Genomic DNA, 18,537 nt, shown 5'->3' with positions numbered 1-18,537 from the left:
TTAACCGGCTTCGCCTGCAGCAGAACATCCTCCCCTATCTATCCGCAAGGAGTGAAAATATGAAAATCAGCATATTGAAAAACGCATTAAACGAATCCATCCAGCATGTTTCCAAAGCGATATCGAGCCGGACGACCATTCCGATTCTGAGCGGGATCAAACTGGACGTGACGTATTCCGGCGTGACGCTGACCGCAAGCGATACCGATATTTCAATTCAATCGTTTATTCCTGCCGAGGATGATAAACAGACGATCGTGGAGGTGGAACAACCGGGCAGCGTCGTGCTTCCTGCGAAGTTTTTTGTCGAGATTATCAAGAAGCTTCCTTCCCAGGATGTCCAAATGGAGGTGAAGGAGAACTTCCACACCTTTATCTCCGCCGGCGCTACCGAAATTCAGATGGTCGGGCTTGATCCCGAGGAATTCCCTGTCCTGCCAAGCATTGAAGGCAACCAGACGATATCCCTTCCGGGCGACCTGCTGAAGAATATGATCAAACAAACGGTATTCTCCATCTCCAGCAACGAAACGACGCCGATTCTGACCGGGGTGCTGTGGACGCTGTCTGACAATGAGCTGAAATTTACGGCGACCGACCGCCACCGTCTGGCCACGCGCTCCATTCACCTGGAAGGCACGGATGATATCAGTTTCAACAACGTGGTGATTGCAGGTAAAACGCTCAACGAGCTGAGCAAAATCATTCCGGACCAGAATACGCTGGTGGACATCGTCGTATCGGACAATCAGGTGCTGTTCAAGATCGACCGGGTTCTTTTCTATTCCCGCATTTTGGACGGTATTTATCCTGATACTTCTAGAATTATTCCGGACACGCATAAAACAGAACTCATTTTGGATACAAAGAAACTAACCGAGTCGATCGACCGCGCTTATCTGCTCTCCCGAGAGGAGAAAACGAATATTGTGCTGCTGCAGACGATGGAAAATGGCGGCATTGAGATTTCCTCCAGCTCCTCCGAGCTTGGCAAGGTCCGCGAGGAACTGGACCTGGTCGAGTTCAAGGGAGAGCCGCTGCGCATCTCGTTCAACTCGAAATATATGCTCGATGTGCTGAAGGTGGTAGAGAGCGAGCAGCTCATGATCGCGTTTGTCGGCGTGATGAGCCCGATTATTTTGAAGCCGCTGGATGACAGCAAGAGCCAGTACATCATCCTGCCATACCGGACGGCGAACTAAGAAGAGCCTGTTCCCAGGAACACGCCATTGCCATTAAAGTTATCCCCAATCCACAGGGGCGAAAGGAAGTCACATGAAACAAATTTTTATCCACAGTGAATATATCAAGCTGGATCAGTTTCTGAAGCTGGCCGATTGCGTATCCACAGGCGGCATGGCCAAGGCGCTGCTTGCGGAGGATGCGGTTTTGGTCAATGATGAGAAGGAAGACCGGCGCGGGCGCAAGTTGTATCCAGGCGACATCATCAAGGTGGAAGGCTGCGGGACCTTTCAGGTCGCCGCGCAATAGACAGCCTCCCGCAGCCGCTTGCTTAAGGAGCGGAAGACGAGGGAGAGGATATCATGTTTGTCAAAAATGTCAGTCTGCAGCATTACCGCAACTATGAGGCTCTGCAGCTCGAAGCCTTCGGCGATGTCAACCTGATTATCGGGCGCAACGCCCAGGGCAAGACCAATCTGATGGAGGCGCTCTTCGTGCTCGCCTTAACGAAGAGCCACCGCACCTCCAAGGATCGGGAGCTCATCGCCTTCGAGCAGCCAAGCGCGCATATCTCGGCTGAGGTAGAGAAGAAGTACGGAGCTGTCAGGCTGGAGCTGTCCTTGTCGCAGCAGGGGAAAAAAGCCAAAATCAACGGGCTGGAGCAGCGGAAGCTGAGCGATTTTATCGGTACGCTGAATGTGGTCATGTTCGCACCTGAGGATCTGGAAATTGTCAAAGGAACGCCGGGGGTACGCCGCCGGTTTCTTGACATGGAGATCGGCCAGGTGGCGCCGAGCTACCTGTTCCACCTCCAGCAGTACCAGAAGGTGCTCGTTCAGCGCAACAATCTGCTCAAGCAGCTGTGGGGGAAAGATGCGGCGCAGCAGGCGATGCTGGACATCTGGGATACCCAATTGGTGGAGCATGGTGTTAAAATCGTCAAGAAGAGGAAACAATTTATAAAAAAATTGCAAAAATGGGCTGAAACGATCCATCAGGGGATTACAAACGGCCTTGAGGAGCTGTCTCTACACTACCTTCCGTCCTTTGCGGACGCGGAGGAAGAAGATGAAGCTGTCTTATTTGACCGATTTATGATAAAATTATCACAAATGAAAGAACAAGAAATACGGCGTGGTATGACATTGGCAGGTCCTCATCGAGATGATCTGGCTTTTTATATTAACGGCAAAGAGGTCCAAACGTACGGATCGCAGGGCCAGCAGCGGACGACGGCATTATCGCTGAAGCTCGCGGAGATCGAACTCATCCAGGAGGAGATCGGGGAATATCCGGTCCTGCTTCTGGACGATGTGCTGTCCGAACTGGACCCGTACCGTCAGACACAGCTGATTGAGACATTCCAGAGCAAAGTGCAGACATTCATCACGGCAACGGGAATCGAAAGTTTGAATACCGACAAATTGAAGGGTGCCAGCATTTTTCATGTCCATGACGGGCAGGTGGGCTCTTAAGGGAGTGGTTGCCATATGTATATTCATTTGGGCGGTGAGAAGATCATTCGTTCGTCCGAGCTGGTTGGGATCTTTGACATCTCGATTGAGAAGTCCTCGAAGATTTCCAAGCAGTTCGTCACGCATGCCCAGCAGCATAAGGTGGTGGAGCGGATTGGCGAAGAAGACCCCAAGTCGATTGTGGTCACGAAGCAGATCGTTTATTACTCTCCGATCTCCTCTGCGACACTTAAGAAGCGAGCTAGCCAGTTTGTAGCTCAGGCATAACAGAATCTGTAGAAGTAGGTGAAGGCATGTCTATGAATCAACCAACTTATGATGAGAATCAGATTCAGGTGCTGGAAGGACTCGAAGCCGTCCGGAAACGGCCGGGGATGTATATCGGCTCCACCAGCGCCAAGGGTCTGCATCATTTGGTATGGGAAGTAGTGGACAATAGTATCGACGAAGCGATGGCTGGCGTATGCGATACGATCGAGATTATTGTGCACGAGGATAACAGTGTCACGGTGATTGACAATGGTCGCGGCATCCCGGTCGGCGAGAACGCCAAGCTCAAGAAATCGACGCTTGAAGTCGTCATGACCGTGCTTCATGCCGGCGGTAAATTCGGCGGCGGCGGATACAAAGTGTCCGGCGGTCTGCACGGGGTTGGCGTATCGGTTGTGAATGCTTTGTCGACCCAGGTTGTCGTTCAGGTTAAACGCGACGGCCATATTTATCAACAGGAATATCGCCGCGGTGTTCCGCAATACGATATCAAAGTCATCGGCGACACGGAGGAGCATGGCACAACCGTGACGTTCCTGCCGGATCCGGAGATTTTTACGGAAACGACCGTTTTTGATTACAATACGCTGCTGACGCGCATCCGGGAGCTGGCCTTCCTCAACAAGGGCATCAAGCTGACCTTGAAGGATGAGCGCACCGGTGCCTTCGATTCGTTTAAATACGACGGCGGAATTATCGAGTACGTCCGATTTTTGAACGACAAGAAGGAGGCTCTGCATGAGGAGCCGATCTATGTGGAAGGCGCGCGTGACAATATTCAGGTTGAAATTGCGCTGCAATACAACGACAGCTACACCGAGAATATTTACTCGTTTGCCAACAACATTAACACGCACGAGGGCGGTACGCATGAATCCGGCTTCAAGAGTGCGTTGACGCGGATCATTAACGATTACGCCCGCAAGACCGGCGCGATCAAGGACAACAACGGCAACCTGTCCGGGGACGATGTGCGTGAAGGATTGACGGCGATCATCTCGGTGAAGGTGCCGGAGCCGCAATTCGAAGGTCAGACGAAGACCAAGCTCGGCAACAGCGAGGTGCGCGGGATCGTTGAATCCTTGTTCGCCGAGAAGCTGCAGGAGTTCCTGCAGGAGAACCCGTCGGTGTCCCGCCGCATTCTTGACAAGGCGCTTCAGGCCTCCCGCGCCCGGGAAGCCGCCCGTAAAGCGCGCGAGATGACGCGGCGTAAGAGCGCCCTCGAAGTGAGCGCCCTGCCGGGCAAGCTGGCAGACTGCTCCTCGAAGGATGCCTCGATCAGTGAGCTGTACATCGTCGAAGGGGACTCCGCCGGCGGATCTGCGAAGCAGGGCCGGGATCGGCATTTCCAGGCGATCCTGCCGCTGCGGGGGAAAATCCTGAACGTCGAGAAGGCGCGTCTGGACCGCATTTTGTCCAATGCGGAGATCCGGGCGATCATCACCGCGCTTGGCACCGGCATTGCCGATGATTTCGATCTGTCCAAGGCCCGTTATCACAAAATCATCATCATGACCGATGCCGACGTGGACGGTGCCCATATCCGCACGCTGCTGCTGACGTTCTTCTACCGCTACATGCGCAAGCTGCTGGAAGCGGGATACGTGTATATTGCCCAGCCGCCGCTCTTCAAGATCGAACGCAACAAAGTGGTGCGGTATGCAGGCAGCGAGAAAGAGCGGGATGAGATCATTAAGGAGTTCGGCGAGAATGTGAAGCTGAATATCCAGCGTTACAAAGGTTTGGGTGAGATGAACGCCACGCAGCTGTGGGAAACGACGATGGACCCTGAGAGCCGGACGATGCTCCAGGTTACCATCGAGGACGCGATGCTCGCAGATACGTTGTTCGACACGCTGATGGGTGACAACGTGGAACCACGGCGTGACTTTATCCAGGAGCATGCCAAGTCGGTGCGCAATCTGGACGTGTAAATATGCCCTGTCCCTTACTGCCCTCAAGCAGTAAGGGATTTTTTTGTGCTAGCGGGCCTTTTTGGCGTCAGGCAGCTTGCGGCCGTAGGCCTGCGCATATTTTCTGACCGTGTTGTAGATGCTGGGGTCTTTGAAGAATTTCTTGAACGGAAACAGAGCCGGTCTAGTATTTACCTCGAGAATCCAAATGTTCCAGCGGCTGTCAATCGCCACGTCGAGTCCGATCTCCTTGAGACGGGGATATGATTTTTGCAGCTGGGCTGCGACATTCACCCCCAGTATTTTCAGCTCCTGACGGATGTTCTCAATCTCCTCCGCGTTCATATGCTCCGACATCAGCGTTTTGAAATGCTTGACGATGCCGCCGCTGTGATGGTTAGTCACAATTTTGTTCTTGGCTGCGACGCGGCCGATGATGCCCGTGGTTGCCCATTGCCCCGTCGGCGTTTTCTGCGTCAGCACCCGGAGGTCGAATGGCCGGCCCTCGAACCTCAGCAGGTCTATGCCCTGCTGAGCAAGATATTCGCGCTTGTTGATCAGCGACTTTAGCGTTTTGTGCAAGGCTTCGATGGAGGAGAAGGTCTCCTTCTTCTGTTCGTAACGAAGCCTGTAGGAAGGGGAAGCGGATTCCGCGATGCTCTGGCTGTCCTGAAGATCACTGTTCTCGGAGGATTTCTCCGGCGGAACGATCTCAACGGACATAACGCCAATCCCGTAGGTTCCACGGTCGGGCTTGATGTATACCACCGTATGTGCGGCGAGCAGTTCTCTAAGGGCCTCTATGGAATAGCGGCGGGTTGTAGGAATGTAAGCGGCAATCCCTTTGTTCTGGAGAAGTATTTTCGTTTTCGCCCACTTGCTTGCTACGCGCTGTATAGCCAATGATCTTCATCCTTTCCGTTGATTTCGTGCTCCAGCTGTTCCGATGCTCAAACGAACCTAAGTGTATACTCGTGACAGGAAGTACTCCCGGGCGCGGCTTCCATCAGCCGATATAAGGTCTTATCGCGCCTCCGGCAAGTCCTGCCGCGTGAAAACATAGGACAAGAAAAACAAATAGTGGTATAATATACAGATGTGATGATTCGAAATACTTTGCACTGCATTGTATGTGAAAGGAAGCACGGAGGACAGGGCGTATATCCCGACTTCCGGTACAAAAACATACATTCACACAGCCAAGCGCTGGGTTTAATTGTGAACGGTTTGTGAAAGTAATATAATAGAAAATGGTGCATTTATAGTTTTCTGATCATTATTCTGCTTTTTTCATATAGAGCAAGGCTTGGTTGATTGAAAATGAAGGAGGTCCAGCATGGCGGAAGAAAATTTCTCCCAAATCAAAGATCGGGACATTGGTGAGGAGATGCGCGAATCCTTTATGGATTATGCGATGAGCATCATTGTCAGCCGGGCTTTGCCAGATGTGCGGGACGGAATGAAGCCGGTTCACCGTCGTATTCTTTATGCGATGTCGGAACTCGGCATGGCCCCGGACAAACCGTACAAGAAATCGGCAAGGATCGTTGGCGAGGTTATCGGTAAGTACCATCCGCACGGTGATTCCGCGGTGTATGAATCCATGGTCCGGATGGCGCAGGACTTCTCCATGCGTTACATGCTCGTTGACGGTCATGGTAACTTCGGTTCCATTGACGGAGATATGGCAGCGGCAATGCGGTACACGGAAGCCCGTTTATCAAAAATTGCGATGGAAATGCTGCGTGATATTAATAAAGAGACGATTGATTTTGCACCCAACTATGACGGTGAGGAGCATGAGCCTGTCGTTCTGCCTGCCCGCTTCCCGAACCTGCTTGTTAACGGGGTCTCAGGGATCGCGGTCGGGATGGCCACCAATATCCCGCCGCATAACCTCGGTGAGGTTATCGATGGCGTTCAGGCGATGATTCGTAATCCGGATATTACACCGATGGAGCTCATGGAATACATTCAGGGCCCGGACTTCCCGACTGCGGGTTACATTCTGGGACGCGAAGGCATCCGTCAAGCTTATCGTACGGGCCGCGGCTCTGTCACGATGCGCGCCAAGGCAACCATCGAAGAGAACAACAACAAAGCGCGTATCGTTGTGCACGAGATTCCGTATCAAGTGAACAAGGCGCGCTTGGTGGAGAAAATCGCTGAGCTCGTTCGGGAGAAGCGCATAGACGGCATTACCGATCTGCGTGATGAATCTGACCGTAACGGCATGCGGATTGTCATCGAGCTGCGCCGGGACGTCAATCCGAACGTTGTGCTGAATAACCTGTATAAGCATACGGCGATGCAGTCCAACTTCGGGATCAACATGCTGGCGATCGTGAACAACGAGCCTAAAATCCTGAATTTGCGCGATGTTCTGCATTATTATTTGGAGCATCAGGTATCGGTTATTCGCCGCCGTACTGAATTCGAGCTGAAAAAAGCCGAGGCCCGCGCGCACATTCTGGAAGGTTTGCGGATCGCGCTGGATCATCTGGACGAAGTCATCGCCCTGATCCGCGGATCGCAGACGACGGAAGCCGCACGCGATGGCCTGATGGAACGATTCGGCCTTAGCCAAGAGCAGGCCCAGGCCATCCTGGATATGCGCCTGCAGCGTCTGACCGGACTCGAACGCGAGAAGATCGAGAGCGAATATCAGGAGCTGCTGCTGCGCATCGCAGAGCTGCGTGAGATTCTGTCGAACGAACAGCTTGTTCTCCAGATTATCAACGACGAGCTGCAGGAGATCAAGGAGCGTTTCGCTGACGAGCGCCGCACTGAAATTACGGTGGGTGAGGACAGCATTCTGGACGAGGACCTGATTCCTCGCGAGGAAGTGGTCATTACGATTACGCATACCGGTTATGTGAAACGTCTGCCGGTCAATACGTATCGAAGCCAGAAGCGGGGCGGCCGCGGGGTTGTCGGGATGGAAACGAAGAGCGAGGATTTCGTTGAGCATCTCTTCGTCACGAACTCCCATCATTACCTGATGTTCTTCACGGACAAGGGTAAGGCTTATCGCCTGAAGGCCTACGAGATTCCAGAGCTAAGCCGGACCGCTCGCGGCACGCCGATCATCAACCTGATCCAGATTGAGCAGGGAGAAACGGTCAATGCCGTCATTCCGGTGGAAAGCTTCGATATGGATAAGTTCCTGTTCTTCGCTACCCGTCAGGGTGTCGTGAAGAAAACGCCGCTTGAGGATTACGTCAATATCCGCAAGGGCGGTCTGATCGCGATTAATCTGCGCGAAGACGATTCCTTGATCGATGTGAAGCTGACCGACGGCCAGCAGGAGATCATCATGGGTACAGCCCACGGCATGTCGATCCGCTTCGAGGAGAGCGATGTGCGTTCTATGGGACGCAGCGCGACCGGTGTGAAGGGGATCACCCTGGACGAGGGCGACAGCGTCATCGGCATGGACGTTGTCGATCCGGAGCTGGATATCCTGATCGTCACGACCAAGGGCTACGGCAAACGGACACCAGCAGGTGATTATCGTGTGCAGACCCGCGGTGGTAAAGGGATCAAAACGATCAGCATCACCGAGAAGAACGGCCCTGTCGTTGCTCTGAAGGTGGTAAAATCGGAGCAGGATCTGATGATCATTACAGCGACGGGCACCCTGATCCGGACCAGCATCGAGGGCATCTCCTCCATGGGCCGGTATGCTCAGGGCGTCAAGCTGATTAATATCCGTGAGGACGACTCGGTCGGCACGGTATGTCATGCAGATAAGAGTGATGAACCGGATCACGAAGATGAGGATGGCGGAGACCATCATGACGAGATGGAAACGCCAGAGTCTGAATAAGCCTTCGTTTTATCTAGAGCATAGAGAGCATGGATGCGCCCAGCATCTGTGCTCTTTTATTTTTATATTGAATGACAATGGTTTGTCTTGATAGGCTTTACTTATGGTATATTGATAGCGTTTACTTTCTCTTGGAGAGATTATGACGAAATCGGGGTTTATGGCATGAAGAAGATGATGCACTTTATACGTAATTTTGTTCTGGAAAAAACGATTTACCGGACCTTCCTGATCTATTATCTGCTTGGCAACATGCTGCTGCTTCTGCTGCTCGGCATTCTGTCGATTCGCGATTCCACCCGTATGATTACCGAAGAGGTCATACGTTCAAGCAATAAGGTGATGGAGCAGGCGGCCCAGGGAATCAGCTTCTATCTGGAGGAGACCAAGCGGTCGCTGCTTGTTCTGGCAAGCAATCAGTCGGTGGGAGCCATTCTCAGGCAGGACGAGATTCCCGACATGGCTTATCTGCTTCAACATGAACGGAACATCTCGGAGATCATGCAGAGTATCAACACCTACCAGTCGCTCATCAGCGATGTGCTGATTCTGGGCAAGAACGGCTATGTGAATAATTTGAATGCGCGCAGCTCACTCTGGTGGGATTATCCCTTTACCGAACAGACTTGGGCCCTGGAGTCGTTCGAGTCCCGGCAGGGGGACTATTTCTTCAGCCTCGGGATTCATAACCAGGACTACTACATGAACTCGGACATTTCCCGTTACGGAAAGCCCACGTTATCTGTGGCGATGCAGGTGAAAGGATACCGCCGGGAGGTACTTGGCTCGGTTATCGCGAATCTGGACTTGCAGAAAGTGAACAGCATGTTTGAACGCAGCATGTACCAGAGTCAGGCGAACATCTTTATGATCGACGAGCACCGGCGGATTATCGTACATCAGGATAGTGCAGAAATTGGCCAAACGATGCATTTTGCAGGCATCGATAACATCTATCTTGAGAAATCAGGCAATTTCCGCGAACAGCTATTTGGGGAGGAACATCTGATCATTTACCAGCCTACTGTGATTGAAGGATGGATGATGATCTCTGCGATCCCCATGACGGAAATTACGAGCCAGTCGGCTCCGCTCAAATCCAATCTGAACCGCATTTTATATCTGTGCCTTGTGCTGAACGTGCTGATCAGTCTGGCGGTAACCTTCCGGATATCCCGTCCGCTGCAGGGACTGCTGCGGACGCTGAACAAAATCGGAACCGATGACATGCTGTACATCCGAAACAAAAACTATCAGTACCGGGAGATCAACATCATTGGCACCAAATTCAAAGAATTAATGGACCGGATCGACCTTCTGATCCAGCAGAACTATTTAACACAAATTGCTTTGAAGGAAGAAGAGCTGAAGGCGCTGCAGGCACAGATCAACCCGCACTTTCTGTTTAATACGCTACAGCTTCTGCAAACCGAGATTGTATGCGGTAACATTGAGTCCTCCAACCGGATTGTGCTGTCGCTCAGCAACCTGTTCCGGTATTCGCTGCGGCAGACCGGCGAACTGGTAACGCTTCATACCGAACTGAAGCAGTTGAATGACTATTTATACATCATGAACAAGAAATACGATGACCGTATAACCGTGAAGCAGCATATTCCGGATGAGGACGTGCTGCAGGTGAACATTCCGAAGCTCCTGCTCCAGCCAATTGTAGAGAACTGCATCCGGCATGGATTTGGCGAAGATCGCAGAGAGGGGACGATATGCATCAGCGCTGTCAAGGTGAAGAAGGGGCTCCTGATTGCCATTGGCGACACGGGCGAGGGGATGGACAGACAGGAGCTGAGAGCCCTCAGGCAGCAGATTGAGAAGCCTGATCAAGACGTTGGAAACATTGGCTTGTACAATGTCAATCACCGCATCAAGCTGAACTATGGCAGCGATTATGGTCTTCGGATTCGCAGCCGCAGGCAAGCCGGCACCTGGGTATATCTCGTCGTGCCTGCCCGAAGCAGAGAAGGGGGGAGAACGGAATGAAATTACTGATTGCGGATGATCAGAAGTCTTTGCATACTTTTTTGGACAAAACGATGGACTGGACTGCGCTTGGCATTACCGAGAAGAAGCATGCTTATGACGGTCGGGAAACCTTACAGCTACTAGAGGAATTTCTGCCGGACGTGGTCATTCTTGATATTCAGATGCCCTATATGACCGGGATCGAGACGTTGCGGCAGCTGGATGAGACGGTTAAGAAGCCTAAAACGATTATTCTGAGCGCTCATGACGAATTCAGTTATGCACGGGACGCTCTGAGGCTCGAAGTGTATCAATATTTGCTTAAGCCGGTAGATATCGTGTCACTGACAGCCACCATTCAAGAGCTGCTGAGCACCATTCGAGAAGAAGAGATATCTAAGCTGTCCCGGGAGTTCGGGAAGCTTGTGCATACCAGAACGCTGGAACCGGCAAGCATCGCTAAGGTCAATCGGGCCTTAAATCTGCTGCAAATTCAGTATATCGCTGTCCTTGATATGTTGAATGCCGCGGATGTAAGCGAATCTCAGCTCCGGGAACAGTTGCTTTGGACGAGCTCAGTAATTCCACCGATCATCTATCGGAGAAGCCAGGATTATTACAGTGTTCTGGTCGGACTGGACAGCATGATGGACATGGATCAACTGAAGGAGCTCTCCCGGCTGGTTGGTGCTAGCACACGGGGTCAGACACAGGAATTATCGCAGTTCCTACAAGATATCCCGGTTATGATCGGCGTCAGCCCGCTGATGGCAGTTACCGGTGATTCCGCTCACAGATTGCTAGAGCTGGTGAAGAGAAGTGAAGAAGCGCTTATGGCAGGCTTCTATACCGATGATCCGGTCAACGTATACGGAGAGGTGGTTGTTTCGCAAGAATGGCGGATGGCGGACTTCCAGCCAGTCGAACAGGCTTTCCGGGAGATGGTCGTCCATGATTTCAATCTTGAAGCGGCCAAGAAGCTGAGTGCAGATCTGTTCCGTCAAATCCGCAGTTTGCAGATCCACCCGGAAGGCGTATATTCCATCGTGCTGCATATGCTCTACGCGATCGCCCAATCCAGCCCCCGCATGGCGGGAACGACAAGCGGACGGCATACGATGGCTATGGAGGATCTGAGGCAATGCCGCCATGTGACACAACTGGAGCAGCTGTTCAACGAGTTTCTTACCAGCATTGCGGACAGCATCAAGGGTGTGAATCCGGCGGTAGACTTAATGATGCGGATCAAGCAGTATATCGATCTGAATTATGGCGAGGATCTGTCCTTGCAGGTCATCGCCGACCGGTTCGGGATTGACAAGTTCCAGCTCAGCCGCTTATTTAAACAGGAGATGGACATCAATTATTGGAACTATGTCCTTCAGGTCAGAGTAGAGAAGGCTGCTGACTTGCTGATACGCACGGATGAGAAGAACAGCCTGATCGCTTCCGTTACCGGTTTTGTGGACGAGAGTCATTTCAGCCGAACGTTTAAGAAGTACTACGGGATGTCCCCCAAACAGTACCGCCAGTCCCGTCAGAATGATCATTAAGCTGCGCAACGAAATACAAGAAATTGCGCAACAATATGAATTCAACCAGTCACGGAATAGAGGTAAGCTTGTAATCGATGAAAGTGCTTACAACAATCCAAAGAGGGGGACGTTACAAGTGAAAAGAAAGTCACTGCTGTTCGTGGTGGTTATGCTGGTATCGGTCATTTTGGGGGCGTGCGGGAGTAATAATGACTCGGCTACGGGCAATAACGGAAGCGCTTCCGAACCCAATCAAGTGAAATTGAGTATTCTGGCCTGGAACAATGAGTCAGAGATGAAGCCTGTTCTGCAAGGCTTCCAGGAGAAGTATCCGCATATTACCTTTGACTTCCAGTTCGCTCCTCCAGTAAGAGACTATATATCCAAGCTGCAGACGATGCTGCTGTCAGATTCGGCTACCGATATTTTTATGATTGCGGCAGAGAATCGGAATGAGATTATCGATGGAGGGCATGCGCTTGATCTGACGGATTATCCGTTTATGGAGGTAATGCTCGACAGCAACAAACCGATGTTGAGCAAGGACGGAAGAACGTACGCCTTCACCCAAAACGGCTGGGTAGGCGGATGGTTCTATAACAAGGCGCTGTTTGAGCAAGCGGGCATTACAGAACTCCCGCAGACCTGGGATGAGTTCGTGGAAGTATGCCTCAAGCTGAAAGAGGCGGGTATTATTCCGCTGTACGACAATATGCAGGATTTAACGCAAGTGCACTCTGCTTTGTACGGAAATATGGTATTGTCCCAGGATCCTGAATTCGATGACAAAATCTTCGCCGGAGAGAAAACATTCGCCGACGGATGGACGGAAGTGTTCAACGTATGGAAGCGGGACCTTATTGATACAGGGATCCTGACGCCGGATATGATCGGTCTGACGGGTGAGCAGGTCGAAAGTGAATTTGCCCTCGGCAATGTGGCGATGTTCTTCAGCGGACCTTGGGTGCTTGATAAGCTGGATCAAACGCCGGACCTCGACTATGGTGTCATGGGGCTGCCAGGATTCGAAGAGGGTCAGCGCTATTATGTAGGTGCGCCGGGTGTCGGCTTCGCAGTAAACAGCAAAACACCGCGCCAAGAGGAAGCTCTGTTATTCCTGGAATACTTGAGCAGTGAAGAGGGGCTGCAGCTGTTCTATGAAGGAACCGGATTGATTATGACGGCCGAAGGATTTGAAGCGGAAGTTCATCCTGCGCTGCAGCAGGCTTATGAAGAAGGATTGATCGAAGGCAATATCTATCTTCCGATGGTGACATGGCCAAGATATCAGGAAGCGTTAAGAAACCAGTTCGTGGTCTCCACGCAAGATGTGGCTGTAGGCAAGATTTCAGTGGATGAAGCCATTCAAGCCATAGATAGAAAATTTGAAGAAATGGAGAACTACTAAGGGGTAACGCGCCTGAAAGGAAGATGAACATGGGTAAATTTATGCGTCAGCTGCAATACCAGGTGTTTCTGATTCCGATTCTGGTAATCTACACATTGTTCACGATCTATCCGCTCATCCGTTCATTTACACTGAGCCTGACGAATTTCAACGGGTATTCGAACAATTACGATTTTATCGGATTAAGAAATTATGCCAGACTGTTTGCCGATCCGGCGATTATGTCCGGGATTTCCTTCACCGTACTGTTTGCGGTAGCAACGACAGTGCTGGTAACGCTGCTGGCGATTCCGCTGGCGCTCATCCTGGACCAGAAATTTCTGAGTAAAAATGTGCTCAGAGCCGTATTCTTCTTCCCGTCGATACCGAGCGGATTGCTGTTGGCCTTCGTCTGGGGCTTTATCTTTGCCCCGGTTCCTTCGGGAATCTTGAATACCATCCTGCGCGAGCTGTTCGGCAGCGGACCGCAGCCTTGGTTATCGGATCCTGTATTGGCCAAAATATCGACGATTGTGGTTGCTGTATGGGCGGTGACGGGTTGGCATGCCATCATTTATCTGGCCTTTCTGCAGTCCATTCCTCGTGATTTCTATGAGGCGGCATCCATTGACGGGGCCAGCAGATGGCAGCAAATCCGGTATCTGACGATACCACTGCTTGCCCCAGCCATGACGGTCAGCATTCTGCTGCTGATTACGAACGGACTGAAGGTATACGAAATTCCGTTTGCTTTGACGAATGGAGGTCCTGGATTCGAAACGCACACCATTACACACGTTATTGTGCTGCGAGGGATCTCGGAAGCCCAGTTTGGTCTGGCTTCGGCCATCTCCGTCGTCTTCTTCCTGATCGTGCTTGTGATAGGCTTCCTTCAGTTCAATCTGATGCAACGAAGGGAGGAACGCATGCAATGAGACAATCAAACCGGAACCATTGGCTGCTTGACGTCCTCATGCTGCCGATCGGGTTGCTGATGTTCTTCCCCTTCTACATCATTATTGTCAACACCTTCAAGACAGAGATGGAGACACTGAGAAGTCCGCTAAGCTTGCCTACGGAGTGGGTGTTCTCGAATTATGCCAGAGTGTTTGAGGAGACGCCAATCCTGCGCAGCTTCGGCAACAGCTTGTTCCTCACTGTAACCTCCGTCGTCCTGATGGTTCTGATCGGAGCAATGGCGGCATACCCCATGGTATACAACCGCACCCGCTTGAACCGGATGATTATGGTATACCTGCTGCTCGGGTTCATGGTTCCTTTTCAAACTCTGCTGGTGCCATTATTCCAGCTCATGACCCAGTTTCGGCTGATCGACAGATTGTATGGGCTTGTCACGTTGTATCTGGGAGGCTCGGTATTCGTCTTCTTCCTGATACTTGGTTACATGAGGACGATTCCGAAGGATCTGTCGGAGGCAGCGACGATCGACGGATGCTCCATTCAGGGCATCTTCTGGCGAATTATTCTGCCGCTGCTTAAACCGATCACGGTAACCAGTGCCGTATTTCAAACCATGTGGATCTGGAACGACTTCTTGTCCCCGATGCTGTTTCTCAGCACTCGGGAGAATACAACGCTTGTTCTGGAAATTTACAGAGCCAAGGGAGAGTTTACCGTTAACTGGCCGATGTTCATGACAATGACGGTCATTACGCTGATCCCGGTATTCATCTTCTTCATCTTCATGCAGAAGCAGATCGTGAAAGGTATCGTTGGCGGAGCGGTCAAAGGATAAGTGACTGTTAGGCCATGCCCGTCTCCACAAGGCTGGTGGAGACGGGCATCTGTGCAGGTATCCATATTAGGAGGTTGTTGATAGAATGGCCCATCAAGCAATAATTAATGTAGATATGCCTAAAGGCATCATTAATCGAAATATATATGGTCATTTTGCCGAACATCTTGGCAGATGCATTTATGAAGGAATATGGGTAGGGGAGGATTCACCAATCTCCAATACGAAGGGAATAAGGAACGATGTCCTGGCTGCTCTGAAACAGCTTCAGATTCCGGTATTGCGGTGGCCGGGCGGCTGTTTCGCTGATGAATATCACTGGAAGGACGGCATCGGTCCAAGAGATGAGCGCAAACGGATGGTGAACACCAACTGGGGCGGCGTGATCGAGAACAATCACTTCGGTACGCATGAGTTCATGCTGCTGTGTGAGCTGCTGGAATGTGAACCTTACATCTGCGGCAATGTCGGCAGTGGGACCGTGCAGGAAATGTCCGAGTGGGTTGAGTATATGACGTTTGACGGCGAGTCTCCGATGGCGGACTGGCGGCGCGATAACGGCAGAGCAGAGCCGTGGAAGCTGAAATATTTCGGGGTAGGCAACGAGAACTGGGGCTGCGGCGGCAATATGCGGCCGGAATATTATGCAGATCTGTACCGTCAATATCAGACATACGTAAGGAACTACGGGGACAACAAGGTGTACAAAATCGCCGGTGGAGCCAATACCGACGATTACAACTGGACGGAAGTGCTGATGAGCAATGCCGGTGCGTATATGGACGGACTCAGCTTGCATTATTACACGGTTCCGGGCGATTTTTTCCTCGGCAAAGGCTCTGCGTTAGGGTTTCCGGAGGACGAATGGTTCATGACGATGAAGAAAGCGCTGTATATGGATGAGCTGATTACGAAGCACAGCGCGATTATGGACAAGTATGATCCGGAGAAGCGGGTCGGTCTCATTATCGATGAATGGGGAACCTGGTATGATGTGGAGCCAGGCACCAATCCGGGCTTCCTGTATCAGCAGAATACGATCCGCGATGCGCTGGTGGCCGGCCTGCATCTGAACATCTTCCATCACCACGCGGATCGTGTACAGATGACCAATATCGCGCAGACCGTCAATGTGCTGCAGGCAATGATCCTGACGGAAGGGCAGGATATGCTGCTGACGCCTACCTATCATGTGTTCAATATGTTTAAAGTGCATCAGGATGCAGAACTGCTGCCAGTCGCATCTTCCTTCGGCACCTATGAATATGAGGGGCACCGTCTGCCACAGGTCACCGTATCCGCATCACGAAATTCCGCAGGTGCTATTCATATCAGCTTGTGCAATATTGATCATCAACAGAAGGCGGACCTGAAGCTGGAGCTCCGCGGCATGGATGCCCTGCATTCAGCGGTAGTGTCGGGCAGCATCATTACCGCAGACCGGATGGATGCGCATAATACGTTCGAGCATCCGAATGCTGTGCAACCGGCGCCGTTCACCGGCGTTGCAGTTGAACAAGGAGCGCTTGCGGTCCAGCTTCCGCCGATGTCGGTTGTCACCATCTCCGTTCAGCCATAAGGATGTGGGGCTGAACCTGTTCAGTGAAACGACAGCTTCTTCTCGACGCTTAACGATGATAGAAGCCGAAGCGATTGTAGGGTGGCTCAGAAGAGAATAGAGGAAGTTACAATCAGTCATAAGACAGCATCCCGGTCATGTGCCAAGGCAGATATGACCGGGATGCTGCTGCATTTTGCAGGATTCTCGTACTGGATGGATTTCGCTCAAGAGCAGCTCGGGAATTGTGATATCGAGATACTATCTTGGAAACCGATATTGTGCAGGCCGAGGGACAAGAACTATAATATGGAATAGGAATAAGGTGATGAAGGCTGCGCGGCAGTCCGAAGAAGATGGAGAGGGCAATGAATCATGACGATCAAAACCGTTAGTGATTTACAGATCGGTATCAAGCTGGCTGAAGACGTATACACGCCTTTGGGCGGCCTTTTAATGCAAAAAGGAAAGGTTCTTCTTCCCCGTGATATTGAGGTGCTTAAAGCTTTTATGGTGGAGCAAGTGACGGTGGAATCTGTCGAAGGGGACAGCACGAGAGTGCCTACTGTGAAATCAGCGGGACAGAAGCCGTCCTTGCTGTTCAGTGAGCAGCCTCAAGCGAGTGCCGAGGAAGAGTCGTCAGCCCGGAAGGAACAATCTCTGCATGAGGAATATGACAAGATGCTGGCCCTCATTAAACGATGCTATCAGTCTGCCATTACCGGCGAGCTTCATATGTATGAAGTACGGCGACAAATGCAGCAGCTTCTTGAGCATCAGAAGGACTATTATGCGCTCAAGTTCATTCCCCGCGTGACGAACAGGCACGATTACCGGTATCACCATGCCGTTCTATGTGCGCTCTCCTCGTACAAGCTGGCGCAGTGGGTTGGTCTTCCGGAGAAGGAATGGATGCAGGTTGCATTTGCAGGACTGCTGCATGACATCGGGAACGTGAGGATTGACCCGATTATCCTGAACAAGCCATCCAAGCTGACACAGGAGGAGCAGGAAGAGGTGCGCAGGCATACGACGTACGGTTATCAGATTTTGAAAAATGTAGCGGCTGTAAATGAAGGAGTTCGGCTTGCAGCGCTGCAGCATCATGAGAAAGTCGACGGAACAGGCTATCCCCTTAAACTGGAGGGAAGCCGAATTCATATGTATGCCAAAATCGTCGCCGTAACCGATGTGTTCCATGCGATGACTCTCGATAAGTTCCACCGCAACGCACAGTCATCTTACGCCGTGCTCGAGCAGCTCCATCTTGAATCCTTCGGCAAGCTTGATCCGATGCTGGTGCAGACCTTTATTCAAAGACTGACCTCGTTCCATCACGGCATGAGGGTACGCCTCAGCAATGGAAGCCTGGGCGAGATCGTATTTACGGATAGCAAGCATCCAACAAGACCGATGGTTTCCGTACACGGGGAGATCGTGAATCTGGCTCAGCAGCGTCATCTTTTCATACAGGAAGTTATTTACTAGTGTTTATGAATTGACCTGAAGGAAATGCTATGTTATATTATTTCTTGCCGCTTTAAACGGCAGCAATCATCGCCAGAATAAATATTCAAAAAAAGCTTGCAATGTGAATCTGGTTATGATATATTATAAGAGTTGCACGAGATTCGCCGGTAACGAAGCAGTTG

At 51.4% G+C, this 18,537-nt stretch carries 14 protein-coding genes; 13 read left to right on the top strand and 1 reads right to left on the bottom strand.

What is annotated here, in order from left to right; all coding sequences use genetic code 11:
• Positions 1-59: 59 nt before the first annotated feature.
• From dnaN to gyrB, 5 genes are all read left to right on the top strand, one after another.
• Positions 60-1,202, top strand: a complete 1,143-nt coding sequence (dnaN, locus tag CHH67_RS18280) for a DNA polymerase III subunit beta (protein ID WP_095266646.1) — start codon at positions 60-62, stop codon at positions 1,200-1,202.
• 73 nt (positions 1,203-1,275) lie between these two features.
• Positions 1,276-1,491, top strand: coding sequence for a S4 domain-containing protein YaaA (yaaA, locus tag CHH67_RS18275; RefSeq protein ID WP_095266645.1), 216 nt, complete (start codon positions 1,276-1,278; stop codon positions 1,489-1,491).
• A gap of 53 nt (positions 1,492-1,544) precedes the next feature.
• Entirely contained in the window at positions 1,545-2,657 is a 1,113-nt protein-coding gene (gene recF, locus CHH67_RS18270) for a DNA replication/repair protein RecF (RefSeq protein ID WP_095266644.1), read from the top strand.
• Between the two features lie 15 nt (positions 2,658-2,672).
• Positions 2,673-2,924: an extracellular matrix regulator RemB gene (gene remB / locus CHH67_RS18265; protein WP_095266643.1), complete on the top strand. Its 252-nt coding sequence runs from the start codon at positions 2,673-2,675 to the stop codon at positions 2,922-2,924.
• A gap of 26 nt (positions 2,925-2,950) precedes the next feature.
• Complete coding sequence (gene gyrB, locus CHH67_RS18260; protein ID WP_095266642.1) at positions 2,951-4,861, top strand: DNA topoisomerase (ATP-hydrolyzing) subunit B; 1,911 nt, start codon at positions 2,951-2,953, stop codon at positions 4,859-4,861.
• A gap of 48 nt (positions 4,862-4,909) precedes the next feature.
• On the opposite strand, the gene CHH67_RS18255 is transcribed toward gyrB, so the two are convergent.
• Positions 4,910-5,743, bottom strand: a complete 834-nt coding sequence (locus CHH67_RS18255; protein WP_095266641.1) for a YheC/YheD family protein — start codon at positions 5,741-5,743, stop codon at positions 4,910-4,912.
• A gap of 433 nt (positions 5,744-6,176) precedes the next feature.
• On the opposite strand from CHH67_RS18255, the gene gyrA reads away from it, so the two are divergent.
• The 8 genes from gyrA to CHH67_RS18215 all read left to right on the top strand — a co-directional run bounded on the left by gyrA (position 6,177) and on the right by CHH67_RS18215 (position 18,373).
• Positions 6,177-8,669 carry a DNA gyrase subunit A gene (gyrA, locus tag CHH67_RS18250; protein WP_095266640.1) on the top strand — a complete coding sequence of 831 codons (2,493 nt, stop codon included), beginning with the start codon at positions 6,177-6,179 and terminating at the stop codon, positions 8,667-8,669.
• 165 nt (positions 8,670-8,834) lie between these two features.
• On the top strand, positions 8,835-10,667 hold the full coding sequence (locus CHH67_RS18245) for a cache domain-containing sensor histidine kinase (RefSeq protein ID WP_095266639.1): 1,833 nt from the start codon (positions 8,835-8,837) through the stop codon (positions 10,665-10,667).
• On the top strand, positions 10,664-12,202 hold the full coding sequence (locus CHH67_RS18240) for a helix-turn-helix domain-containing protein (protein WP_095266638.1): 1,539 nt from the start codon (positions 10,664-10,666) through the stop codon (positions 12,200-12,202). Before CHH67_RS18245 ends, CHH67_RS18240 begins: the two co-directional genes overlap by 4 nt.
• A 118-nt stretch (positions 12,203-12,320) precedes the next feature.
• Positions 12,321-13,592 carry an ABC transporter substrate-binding protein gene (locus tag CHH67_RS18235; protein WP_095266637.1) on the top strand — a complete coding sequence of 424 codons (1,272 nt, stop codon included), beginning with the start codon at positions 12,321-12,323 and terminating at the stop codon, positions 13,590-13,592.
• A 29-nt stretch (positions 13,593-13,621) separates the two neighbouring features.
• On the top strand, positions 13,622-14,506 hold the full coding sequence (locus CHH67_RS18230) for a carbohydrate ABC transporter permease (RefSeq protein ID WP_095266636.1): 885 nt from the start codon (positions 13,622-13,624) through the stop codon (positions 14,504-14,506).
• Complete coding sequence (locus CHH67_RS18225; protein ID WP_095266635.1) at positions 14,503-15,327, top strand: carbohydrate ABC transporter permease; 825 nt, start codon at positions 14,503-14,505, stop codon at positions 15,325-15,327. The genes CHH67_RS18230 and CHH67_RS18225 overlap by 4 nt, the downstream gene beginning before the upstream one ends.
• 85 nt (positions 15,328-15,412) lie before the next feature.
• Positions 15,413-16,906 (top strand): alpha-N-arabinofuranosidase, encoded by a 1,494-nt coding sequence (locus tag CHH67_RS18220; protein WP_095266634.1) that lies wholly within the window; start codon positions 15,413-15,415, stop codon positions 16,904-16,906.
• 354 nt (positions 16,907-17,260) lie between these two features.
• The gene (locus CHH67_RS18215; protein ID WP_095266633.1) at positions 17,261-18,373 is read left to right on the top strand and encodes an HD-GYP domain-containing protein; all 1,113 of its coding nucleotides are present in this window, start codon (positions 17,261-17,263) and stop codon (positions 18,371-18,373) included.
• The last annotated feature ends 164 nt before the right edge of the window (positions 18,374-18,537 follow it).

The organism is Paenibacillus campinasensis, from assembly GCF_002272015.1.
Lineage (GTDB): Bacteria > Bacillota > Bacilli > Paenibacillales > Paenibacillaceae > Paenibacillus_AQ > Paenibacillus_AQ campinasensis.
The sequence above is the reverse complement of the archived record's forward strand: the minus strand, read 5'-3'. Positions and strand labels throughout refer to the sequence as shown.